The following is an 11,698-nucleotide window of genomic DNA, read 5'->3' as shown; positions in this document are numbered from 1 at the left end:
AACAGTTGATAGTTAGTAAGCTACTATCAACTATAAGCACGACTGCCTGTCGTACGATAAAAGTAGACCAAGGTCTACTTTTTATATGTCAATTCGATGAATGATTCCATCTTCATATTTTAAAACAAAAGGAAAAATATTTAGTTTTGTACACATAAAGAAATCCTCAGTTGGGAAAACATCCATCTGATTTGGATCAAAAAACTTAGCTCCACTTGTTCTCTTTAAAAGATTTATATCCACTTTATATTCCCTATGCTCCAATAAACTCTTAATATATTGCGCACACATCGTATCTTCCTGTGTTTCCTGGTTTCCTTCCCATCCCATACAAACCAAAGACACTTCTTCTGGATGCTTGGATTCAATATACGAAGCAATGGCTTTGGCATTGACAAAACTACCTGTTAAAATTTCATTGGCATGAATCGCATTGGCTAGTCCTTGCGTGCCTGCACTAGTTGTATGGACAATGACTTTATTTTCAAAAGAAATATTTTTAACTTGAGAAGGTGAATTCCCATAATCAAAGCCCGGTAAAATCACACCATGTCTTTCTCCTATTAAAACAATAGAAGGATCTTTTTCTTTATACGAATACGCTAATTCTTTGGATGCCACAGGAATAATTTGTTTCGCATTTTGTGAAATTAAATACGCTTCTAAGCTAAATGCCCGAAAAACATCAATAATAACGGTTAATCCTTTTGCCTGCCTGGCACCTTCAATTAATTGATAAATCTCTACTTTCATAAAATCACATCTCCTTGATCAATATATATTGGATTTAATACATTGATTTGTTTCATAGGACCAATTTTCATTTTTACAATAAAACGAAGCGCAAATTTTTTCTTTTTATCATGTACAAATCTTAATGACATAAATTTCATTTTATATTTAATAGCCATATTATAAAATTCTATAAAACGATCGGCTGGATATAACGTATAAACAACGCCATTGTCTTTACAAAACCTTCGAAAACATTGAAACATATCTTCCAATGGCATAGATTCTTCAAACATCGCTTTTTTATAATATTCATCTTCTTTAATGTCTCTTGTCATTTTAAAATAAGGCGGATTACAAATTACTACATCAACAGGATCTATTTTTAATTCTTGTATACGACAACAATGAAATTCATAATTACTGGTAAACTGACTCAAATTCATTTGCGCTAAATCCAATGCTTCTTGAAAAAGATCACAACCAATAAAATGTGTAGCCCCTTTTAAATAGGCATACAACAACAAAGATCCATTATTACATCCCATATCCAATACCGTTTTATTTTTCATATCTTCTAAAGACATTCCAAGGGCTGTGGTATCGGAATTGTATTTAAACATTTTTTCATCTTGAAACAAAGGAATATCCGTATACTTTAAAAAATCTTTTCTCATAAAAAAAGTATAACACAAGAAAAAAAGTTCTCAATTTTTTTGAGAACTATCGATTGCATTTATATAATAAATCTTCCCAGCGACGATCCACTTCTTCTTGAATTTCCTGAATCAAGTGTTCATTACCAGGTTTAAATAAATGTTTAAAACGACCCTGTGTTTTTAGAAACTCCTCAATGGGAAGTTTTTTCTTTGGCATATAACTCAAAGACCACACACCGTGATCCACTTCAAATAAAGGCCAATAACACGTTTCCACAGCTAAACGACAAATTTCCATGACATCACTGGCATCATAGCGCCAACCACGTGGACAAGGTGTCATCACATTTAGAAAAGAAGCCCCTTCCGTATAAATTGCTTTTTCAGATTTTGTATGAATGTCTTTAAAATCTTTTGTTAAAGTTGTTTGTGCAACATAAGCTACATTGTGATCGGCAATAATAGAAGCCAAATCCTTACGACTTTGCATCTTCCCATTGGATTGAGATCCCACTGGTGTTGTTGTCGTATCTGCATATTTTGGTGTCGCACTGGAACGCTGAATTCCAGTATTCATATAAGCGCCATTGTCGTAACAAACATATGTTAAGTCATGGCCTCTTTCCATAGCCCCTGATAAAGACTGAAAACCAATGTCATAGGTTCCTCCATCTCCACCAAAAGTAATAAATTTATAATTTACATTTTCATCTAATTTTCCACGTTTCTTTAATGCCTTGTAAGCCGTTTCCACACCACTTAAAGTGGCCCCTGCATTTTCAAACGCATTGTGGATATAACTATCTGTCCAGGCAGTATATGGATACGTAAAAGAAGATACTTCCAGACATCCTGTCGCATTTCCAATAACAGCATGATCTCCTTCATGAAGACCTCTTAAAACAGCACGAACACCAATGGTTGCTCCACATCCAGCACACATACGATGACCAGGGGCAAGACGATCTGGTTTTGATACAGTTTCTTTAAAATTATATTTTGCCATATTCTTTCCTCCTATTTACGCAATCCAATGTATTGATATTGATTTGGTTGTACACCTTTTTCAATCATGTCTTCTAATTCCTTGAAAACATCAAACACATGATTCACAGTAAAATCACGTCCACCCAATCCATAGACATAATTCACTGTATCAATCATCACTTTAAAACGGAATAAAGCTGCATTGACTTCACTGGCCAATGGCCCACCATTTGTGTTATAACTCTCTGCACGGTCCATAATCGCAGCGGCTTTACAATTCGATAATGCTTGAGCAATTTCTTTTGCAGGGAAAGGACGGAATACACGTAATTTTAAAATTCCGACTTTCTTTCCTTGTTCTCTTAACATATCCACAGCTTCTTTGGCTGTTCCTGCTGCCGAACCAATAATGACCATAATATAATCCGCATCTTCTGTGCGATATTCTTCAAATAAACCATAATGACGCCCTGACAATTCCTCAAAACGCTTTGAAACTTCTAAAATCACTTCTTTGGCATTTTCTAAAGCTTCTTCTTGTGCTTTTCGAGCTTCCATTACATAACTGGAAATCGCATATGGCCCAACAGAAACCGGTTTTCCTGGATTCAATAAAAATTCTTCAGGTTCATATTCCCCTACAAAATTTTTAACTTCTTCATCTTCTAATAATTCTATATTTTCAACTGCATGAGACGTAATAAAACCATCTTGACAAACCATGACCGGTAAACGAACATCTTTATGCTCTGCAATGGGATAAGCCATGACAAAATTATCATAAGCTTCCTGATTGTTTTCGGAATACAATTGAATCCATCCTGTATCACGAGCCCCCATTCCATCGGTATGATCACAGTTGATATTGATTGGCCCTGATAAAGTACGATTGACTAAAGTCAAAACACATGGCATACGATTGCTGGCAGCTAATAATAATTCTTCCCACATCAAAGCCAGTCCAGCTGAGGAAGTAGCTGTTAAAGAACGTGCTCCAGCAGCTTGAGCACCAATAGTAGCCGACATACTTGAGTGTTCACTTTCCACTGGAATAAATTCTGTATCCATTAATCCATTAGCAATGTAGTTGGAAACCATTTGCGGAATTTCAGTAGAAGGTGTAATTGGAAAAGCTGGCATAACATCGGGATTCACTTGACGAATCGCATAGGCTGTCGCTTCATTTCCTGACATTCGATCTTTTCTTGCCATATTATCTTCCCTCCCTCATTACAATGGCTCCAAATGGACAATTCTTAGCACAGATTCCGCATCCTTTACAATGATCGAAATCAAAGTCCTGACGCTTTTTATGGATGACTGGAATACAAGAATCCGGACAAGTTGGAACACATAATAAACATTGTTTACAACGATCTTGTAGATACACAGGTGTATCGGTTCTCCATTCTCCTGTATTAAATTCAACAGATGTTGCCGATGCAAACATCTGAAGTCCTTCTGTTAAATCTTGATAAGGTGTTTTTTCATTAATTTTCTTTACATCCGATCTCATAACTCTCTCCTATAAACCCAGAGCTTCAAACGTCATTGTCAAAGCTTTCATATTTCCATCAATTACTTCTGGTTTTTTCGCAAATTTATGCTGATAAGACGCTCTCATTTCACGAATAAAAGTATCTTTATCCATCACTTTACTAACCGCAACAGTGGCAGCTAACATAGGTGAATTTGGAAAATATTTTCCCAATGATTCAACCGAAATCTTACGCGCATCTACCACATAAACCATTCCTTTATATCCCTTTAATTTTGGAATCACTTCTTCTTTTGATTTTGGTGTATTAATAATAATGGAACCCTGTTCCTTTAAACCCGCTGTGACATCCACTGCATCCAGCAAAGTTTCATCCACAACAACCACCAAATCCGGTGTATAAATATTAGAGTGCACACGAATCACAGAATCGCTGATACGATTATAAGCCGTGATTGGTGCTCCCATTCTTTCTGGACCATATTCAGGAAATCCCTGAACATGTTTTCCCGTTTTAAACGCAACATCGGCCAGCAACAAAGCAGCAGTTTTCGCCCCTTGTCCACCACGACCATGCCATCGAATTTCAAGTGTCTGGTTCATATTTTTCCTCCTGTTTTCATAAAAAAAGTCTCTTTGTATATAAATACAAAGAGACGAATATAATCCGCGGTACCACTCTTCTTTGAGAATTTACTCACACTCAGATATCTAACAATATCTTCTCTTTTTAACGGAGATTCCCGTCTTAGATTACTTATATTTCATCTAAGCCACTCACAGGTGATACTGAATACCAAATTTCTGCTGCCTTTCACCAACTACAGCTCGCTTCTTAAAAATTCTTTGCGATACCCACGGTCCTGTTCACTGTGTTTGAAAAAATATTAAACCTTTTTTCACAAAAAATCAATTAAAAATTGGGAAATTTAGGTGGTTTTTCAACAAATTCCTTAGTAACTGCACTCATTTGATCCGACTCACAACAAACATCTTCTACTATTTCAACTGGTTTACTTTTCTCACTTTTATCGATTGGCTCACTTGAAGGCGTTCCTAAAAATTCAGATACATACGTTAAATCCGTTGCTGCCTTTGTCAAATCAGTTGGAACAATGATCTTAGTTGCACGTCCATCACCCAATTCCTTTAAAGCTTCTAATTTCTTCAAAGCCAGAACACTTTCATCCATTTTTGCTTCTTTCAACAATTCAATTCCCTTTGCCTGTGCTTCATAAACCAAACGAATGGCTTCTGCTTCTCCACTAGCCTTGGCAATACGCGCTTCTTTATCAGCCTGGGCACGAATAATCAAGGCTTCTTTATCTCCTTGCGCACGTGTAATTGAACTTTCTTTATGTGCCTGCGCTTCTAAAATCGTTTGACGCTTTTCACGCTCTGCCTTCATTTGTTTTTCCATCGCATCACGAATTTCACGAGGAGGAATAATATTTTTTAATTCCACACGATTGACACGAATTCCCCAGGCATCGGTTGCCTCATCAATGATAATTTTCATTTCAGAATTCACTTTATCACGAGACGTCAAAGTCTGATCCAATTCCAGGTCCCCGATGATATTACGAAGCGTAGTCGCTGTTAAGTTTTCTAAAGCCATCACGGGTTGTTCCACTCCATACGTAAACAAAGCCGCATCAAATACTTTATAATACACTACTGTATCAATTTCCATTGTGACATTATCTTTAGTAATTACCGATTGTGGCGGAAAATCTGCCACTTGTTCTTTCAAAGACACACGACGAGCCACACGTGACAACACAGGAATCATCATATGAATACCTGCTTGCCATGTCTCTTTATATTTACCAAGAAACTCCACCACATAACACATTCCCTGTGGCACAATTCGAATCGAAGAAACCACAAGAGATACAATAATCACAATCAAAAACAATTTAAAAATAAAACCAAACATACTATCTCCTTTCTAAATATTCTTTTGTATAATACTTGAAATCAATGGAACAATTTGTTTCTTTCTAGAAATCATAGACTCCATAAAAACAGGATTTTCATTCGGATATTCCTTTTCCATCCAAGACTTTAATTTTCCTTCACAATAGAAATAGGAACCATTTTCTGCAATACTCGTTAATACAAATACAATTAAATCACAATTCGTTTTTGTCACAAATACTTTTAACTCCTTTGAAATTGAATTCTGAATTTGTTTTAACCAATCAAAAGAAGGAATAATCACTTGTGCAATCATCACTGTATATCCATCCATATCAAAAGATTTAATGTCTTCTCTTAATAAATCATATATATTTTTATTTTCCAGATTAGAATTCATAAATAAAATATCATAAGCCAATTCATCCATATTTAAACCACTTATTGATTCAAGAAAATCAGCCATATCCAAATCTTTTTGAGTGGTTGTAGGCGACTGAAAATTTAATGTATCCGATACAATGGCACCCAACAATAATGCCGCTAATTTTTTAGGAATCGCAATTTGTTTTTCAATAAACATCGAAGAAACAATCGTTGCACAACTTCCTACAATTTCATTTCGAAATAAAATTGGCTCTTTCGAAGAAAAATCATTAATACGATGATGATCAATCACTTCTAAAATATTGGCTTTTTCCACATTGTTGACAGAATGACTAAATTCATTATGATCCACTAACACCAGTGACTTATTTTGATAACTCATCGCATGATCCTTTAAAATATACCCCTTTAAATAGTTTTCACGATCGATAACAGGATACGCTCTATATCTTTTTTTACTCATTTTTTTAGCAACATCTTCTAAAAACTCTTCCTGATAAAAACACATTGGATTTTCTTTCATGACAGATGATATAACTGGTGAAAAAAACAAATAACGAGATGTATTCATAGAACCATGTCCAGAAATAATAATCGGACAATGATATTCCTTAGCTAGTTCAATGACATCTTGTGCAATAGACTTTGTCCAAACCACAATTAATAAACCAGCTCCTTTTTGAATTAAATGATTCTGCGAAATGGGATCATCACCGATAATCACAATACGATCCTTAACTTCATAATCCTGGCTCAAACGAGACGATAAAGCCACAATACTGACTTTTCCATTTAAATGCATCTTATCTTCATCCACAATAATTCTTCCTTGTAAAGTCTTACAAATATTTTTTAAAGACACATTCTGTAATAAATCAATACCAACGGCTGTATCCCCTAAACCAATATCAGCTAAATCATTTCGTGTAATCATTCCCACAACTTTTTTATCGGAATTCACGACACTGACAAAAGGCTGATTGTAGCGTTTCATGGTTTCCAAGGTTTCAAAAATTGTTTCTTCTTCATATACAAAGACAGGTTTTTCCAATTCAATTTCTGATAAACGAACCCGTGCATCGTCTAAATACATTGGCTCATCAAAATCAAATCGATTTAATAAATATTTTGTTTCATCACTGCAATTTCCTAGCCGAGCGGCAATGGCATTTTGATTTTGACATTGCTTTAAATACGCATACGCAATAGATGAAACAATAGAATCCGTATCTGGATGACGATGTCCACATACATAAATTTTTTCCATAAAAACCCCCTTGAAAAAAAGATACAGACCTAGTCTGCATCTCCAATCACACGAATTGAATAATCCATTCCATGTGTTAGAACATAGTTTTCCAATGTATCTAAATCTTCATAAATTTCTTTGGCAACATCCACTCCCACATAACGAAAATGACAAGGATTATAGTCTGAACCCGTCATTTTACTATAGCCTTGCGGATACCGAAGAATAAAACCATATTCATGGGCATGTTTGATTAACCACTTATATTCATCTGTATCTTCAAAAACTAATTCTTCGCCATCTAACACACTTTGACTCTCTAAATCCACACAAGTTCCCAATTGATTTTCATTGCATCCTGGCTCAATCATTGTACTGGAAGCATACCAAAGACCATATATATTGGCGACTTCATTATATGCATCTTCTTGATATGAATACGATTCATATCCACTGACCAATACAATACTTAAATCCTCATCTTTGGCATCTTCAACCATATCTTCTAAAGCATAAGCCGCTTCTTCCACTAATTTATTGGTTGTACAATCTTCTGTTTTTGGCACACTTGCCTTCACTAAATTATCGGGTTTATATTTATCCGATAACACAAAACGATTCTTGACAATAGCCACTAAACTATCTTCTGGATCGACTTCATAAATATAATCACAGCTCTTGCTGGAATCAATAAAACCATAGGAATACTTCATGATGGCTTTAATTGGACTTGAACCTGAATTGACATATTGTGGTAAATCTGCAATCACATTGTTTTTAATTTTTAAATATGGCTTGGCGGTTTCATAATCAATTTGATTTTTCGCAAATACTTCAAAATCTTCTATGGAATAATCTCCATAATGACTTCGACAATATTCTCTGGAATACCCCAAATTAATTAATTCTTCATAGACTTCATATAAACGATCCACATTTTTGATTACTGTCATTTCAGATAAATCTTTATTGGCCTGGTCATATAAAACATAATCATAATAATGATGTCCATTGGAATATTCATCCCAAACTTCTAAATCAATTCGTTCATCTAATGCCAGATATTCCTCAATTTCATCTTTTGATAACGTTAATAACTCTTCTCTTTCTGTTGAATTATATCCCTTTAACCATAATTTAAGACTCGTTTTTTTGAACACAAAAAAATTAAGCGCTATAGCAATCACAATTAAACAAAACAACATTTTCTTTAAGCGCCGATAATTACGTTTTACTTTTTTCTTTTTTTTCTTTGCCATAATAACCTCAAAAATATTGTACCATAAAACAAATAAAGTTAACTTGAAAATTCATAGAGCTTTGATACTATTAAAAAAGAAAGAAACACTCAAATGAAATATACAATAAATAAAGACACAAACCAGCCTGCCTATTTACAACTCTATCACCAAATAAAAAATGATATAATCGATCAGACGCTTCATTATCAAGATAAACTCCCTTCTAAGCGCCAACTCGCCCTGGATACACAGACAAGTGTCATTACTGTGGAACATGCATATTCCATTTTATTAGATGAAGGCTATATTGAATCCAGACAACGAAGCGGTTACTACGTCATTTATCAAACCCAGGATTGGTTCACCCATCAAAGTGTTCAAGTTATAAATAAACCAAACAACCATACCAATCAAAAAGACACATTTTCTGTGCATCTCTATGCTAAGGCCACTCGAAAAGTGCTGCAAGATTATAGTGATCACATTATGGTAAAGTCACCAAATTTTGGTTGTGAAGAATTAAAAAATGCGATTCGTTTATATTTAAAACGAAACCGTGGCATTGATGTAGAAAACAATCAAATCATCATTGGCTCAGGAGCTGAATACTTATATGGACTCATTGTACAAATGTTATCCAATCAAAGAGTCTATGCATTAGAAGATCCTTGTTACGAAAAAATAAAGAAAGTCTATCAATCTCACCATATTCAAACAGATTTATTAAAAATGGGAAGTGATGGTATTCAAAGTGAATACTTAAAAAACACAAAAGCCACTGTATTACACGTGACACCTTATAATAGTTTTCCAAGTGGCATTTCAGCAAGTATTTCCAAACGAAATGAATACATCAATTTTGCCAAAGAAAGAAAAGGCTTTATAATTGAAGACGACTTTGATTCAGAATTTTGTTTATCCACAAAAATAGTCGATACCATTTATTCTCTAGAACCAAATGACTCCGTAATCTATATCAATACGTTTTCAAAAACCATTGCCCCTTCTATTCGAATTGGCTATATGGTTTTACCCAAAAACTACACAAAATCATTTTGTGAAAAAATCAGTTTTTATTCCTGCACCGTTCCAACTTTAGATCAATACATCTTAGCTGAAATTATTAATAACGGTGACTTTGAACGACACATCAATCGCATTCGAAGAAAACTCAGAAAGGAAAATCATCTATGAAACAATCATGGAAACCTGGAAACATGTTATATCCTCTTCCAGTTGTATTAGTGACTTGTCGACATGAAAATATCGACAATGTCTTTACCGTAGCCTGGACAGGAACCATTTGTACCAATCCAGCTATGGTATATATTTCTGTTCGTCCAGAACGTTATTCTTATGAACTCATAAAAAAAAGTAAAGTCTTCACAATTAATTTAACAACAAAGAAATTAGTGAAAGCCGTTGATTTTTGTGGCGTTCGTTCTGGTCGCCAAGTCAATAAATTTGAAGCTATGCAACTAGAATGCCAGGAAGCACAAACCATTAATTGTCCGATTCTAAAAGATAGCCCTGTTAATATTGAATGCAAAGTCAATGATATCTTAGAACTAGGAAGTCATCATATGTTTATTGCTACTGTAACCAATGTACAAGTAGATGAAAATTGTCTGGAAGAAAATGGGCGCCTGGCTTTAGAAAAAAGTGATCCTATAGTATATTCACATGGTGAATATTATGATTTAAATCAAGTCTTAGGAAGTTTTGGATATTCCGTTAGAAAGAAGAAAAAAAAGAAATGAAAACAATTCGAAATTACCCCATCGTACAAATTACACCAAAAGGAAAAAAATTCCTGCAAAACGGGCATCCATGGGTATATGAAGGTGAAGTTATCCGTGAAATTGATTGTGTAGATGGACAATTAGTGGATGTACTTGCCAACCAAACATATATAGGAACTGGTTTCTATAACTCTCATTCCAAAATCCGTGTTCGCTTAATTTCTCGCAATGCCAATGATACCTTTGATGAAAACTTCTGGATTCGCCGTGTTCAATATGCGATTCAATACAGAAAAACCGTTATGCCAGATGAAGACTTCAAATGTTGCCGACTTGTTCATGGTGAAGCCGATCAATTTCCGGGATTAACCATTGATCGTTTCAACACTTTATTATCGGTTCAAATTGTTTCATTGGGCATGGAAAAAATAAAAGATATTATTTTACAGGCTTTTTATCATTGCCTGAATGAAATGGGAGAAACCATTGAAGGAATTTATATAAGAAACGATGTTTCCATTCGTACTTTAGAAGGCATGAAAGAAGAAAAAGGATGGTATGAAAAGTGTCCTCATCCAGAAAGTCCGATTGTAGAAATCATAGAAAACGGAATTTCTTATTTGGTGGATGTAGAAAACGGACAAAAAACAGGATTCTTTTTAGATCAGAAATACAATCGAAAAGCAATTGCCCGCATTTCAAAAGATAAAACCATTTTAGATTGTTTTACTCACACAGGTTCTTTTGGTTTAAATGCAGCAAAAGGAAAGGCTAAACACGTCACAAGTGTTGATATATCGGCAAGTGCTATTGAAATGGCTAAAGAAAATGCCAGACGAAATAAAATTGACAATATTTCTTTTGAGGTCTGTGATGTATTTGAATTATTAACACAACTCGATAAAGAAAAGAAACACCCTTATGACTTTATTATCTTAGATCCACCTGCATTTACAAAAAGCAGACAAACTATAAAAGATGCCACTAGAGGCTATAAAGAAATCAACTATAGAGCCATGAAGATTCTACCTCGTGGTGGTTATTTAGCCACTTGTTCTTGTTCTCATTTTATGAAAGATGAATACTTTAGAAAAATGTTGAAAGAAGCAGCCAAAGATGCCAATGTGTCTTTACGACAAATTGAAGCTCGTCAACAAGCTTGTGATCATCCAATTTTATGGAATGTAGAAGAAACAGATTATTTAAAGTTTTATATTTTTCAAATCATATAGGGGCTGTAACGAATAGTTGAGTTTTTACAAATTCGAGGGGTTACAGCACCC

General features: G+C 34.6%; 12 protein-coding genes and 1 other annotated feature. Of the genes, 3 read left to right on the top strand and 9 right to left on the bottom strand.

Annotation, left to right across the window (positions count from 1 at the left end; all coding sequences use genetic code 11):
- Positions 1-81: 81 nt before the first annotated feature.
- The 9 genes from ACI32A_RS03795 to ACI32A_RS03755 form a co-directional block, all read right to left on the bottom strand.
- Positions 82-753: a 2-phosphosulfolactate phosphatase gene (locus tag ACI32A_RS03795; RefSeq protein WP_439753697.1), complete on the bottom strand. Its 672-nt coding sequence runs from the start codon at positions 751-753 to the stop codon at positions 82-84.
- Entirely contained in the window at positions 750-1,409 is a 660-nt protein-coding gene (locus ACI32A_RS03790) for a methyltransferase domain-containing protein (RefSeq protein WP_439753696.1), read from the bottom strand. The genes ACI32A_RS03795 and ACI32A_RS03790 overlap by 4 nt, the downstream gene beginning before the upstream one ends.
- Positions 1,410-1,455: 46 nt before the next feature.
- The gene (locus tag ACI32A_RS03785; RefSeq protein ID WP_439753695.1) at positions 1,456-2,397 is read right to left on the bottom strand and encodes a thiamine pyrophosphate-dependent enzyme; all 942 of its coding nucleotides are present in this window, start codon (positions 2,395-2,397) and stop codon (positions 1,456-1,458) included.
- Positions 2,398-2,408: 11 nt separating this feature from the next.
- Positions 2,409-3,590, bottom strand: coding sequence for a hypothetical protein (locus tag ACI32A_RS03780; RefSeq protein WP_439753694.1), 1,182 nt, complete (start codon positions 3,588-3,590; stop codon positions 2,409-2,411).
- A 1-nt stretch (position 3,591) separates the two neighbouring features.
- Positions 3,592-3,894 carry a 4Fe-4S binding protein gene (locus ACI32A_RS03775; protein ID WP_439753693.1) on the bottom strand — a complete coding sequence of 101 codons (303 nt, stop codon included), beginning with the start codon at positions 3,892-3,894 and terminating at the stop codon, positions 3,592-3,594.
- Positions 3,895-3,903: 9 nt separating this feature from the next.
- Positions 3,904-4,479, bottom strand: coding sequence for a 2-oxoacid:acceptor oxidoreductase family protein (locus tag ACI32A_RS03770; RefSeq protein ID WP_439753692.1), 576 nt, complete (start codon positions 4,477-4,479; stop codon positions 3,904-3,906).
- Positions 4,480-4,525: 46 nt separating this feature from the next.
- Positions 4,526-4,756 (bottom strand) — a binding site (T-box leader).
- A gap of 33 nt (positions 4,757-4,789) precedes the next feature.
- The gene (locus ACI32A_RS03765) at positions 4,790-5,815 is read right to left on the bottom strand and encodes an SPFH domain-containing protein (protein WP_439753691.1); all 1,026 of its coding nucleotides are present in this window, start codon (positions 5,813-5,815) and stop codon (positions 4,790-4,792) included.
- A 12-nt stretch (positions 5,816-5,827) separates the two neighbouring features.
- The gene (locus ACI32A_RS03760; protein WP_439753690.1) at positions 5,828-7,450 is read right to left on the bottom strand and encodes a putative manganese-dependent inorganic diphosphatase; all 1,623 of its coding nucleotides are present in this window, start codon (positions 7,448-7,450) and stop codon (positions 5,828-5,830) included.
- A 29-nt stretch (positions 7,451-7,479) separates the two neighbouring features.
- Positions 7,480-8,691, bottom strand: coding sequence for a M15 family metallopeptidase (locus ACI32A_RS03755; protein WP_439753689.1), 1,212 nt, complete (start codon positions 8,689-8,691; stop codon positions 7,480-7,482).
- Between the two features lie 93 nt (positions 8,692-8,784).
- Here ACI32A_RS03755 and ACI32A_RS03750 point away from each other — a divergent pair, with 93 nt between their 5' ends.
- Genes ACI32A_RS03750 through ACI32A_RS03740 form a run of 3 tightly spaced genes read left to right on the top strand, consistent with a single transcriptional unit; the run spans position 8,785 to position 11,647 of the window.
- The gene (locus ACI32A_RS03750; RefSeq protein WP_439753688.1) at positions 8,785-9,867 is read left to right on the top strand and encodes a PLP-dependent aminotransferase family protein; all 1,083 of its coding nucleotides are present in this window, start codon (positions 8,785-8,787) and stop codon (positions 9,865-9,867) included.
- Entirely contained in the window at positions 9,864-10,433 is a 570-nt protein-coding gene (locus tag ACI32A_RS03745) for a flavin reductase family protein (RefSeq protein ID WP_439753687.1), read from the top strand. Before ACI32A_RS03750 ends, ACI32A_RS03745 begins: the two co-directional genes overlap by 4 nt.
- On the top strand, positions 10,430-11,647 hold the full coding sequence (locus tag ACI32A_RS03740) for a class I SAM-dependent rRNA methyltransferase (protein ID WP_439753686.1): 1,218 nt from the start codon (positions 10,430-10,432) through the stop codon (positions 11,645-11,647). The genes ACI32A_RS03745 and ACI32A_RS03740 overlap by 4 nt, the downstream gene beginning before the upstream one ends.
- Positions 11,648-11,698 lie beyond the last annotated feature (51 nt).

Origin of the sequence: Floccifex sp., assembly GCF_051873555.1 — a bacterium.
Lineage (GTDB): Bacteria > Bacillota_I > Bacilli_A > Erysipelotrichales > Erysipelotrichaceae > Floccifex.
Note: the sequence above shows the minus strand (reverse complement) of the source record. Positions and strands in the feature narration are given on the sequence as shown.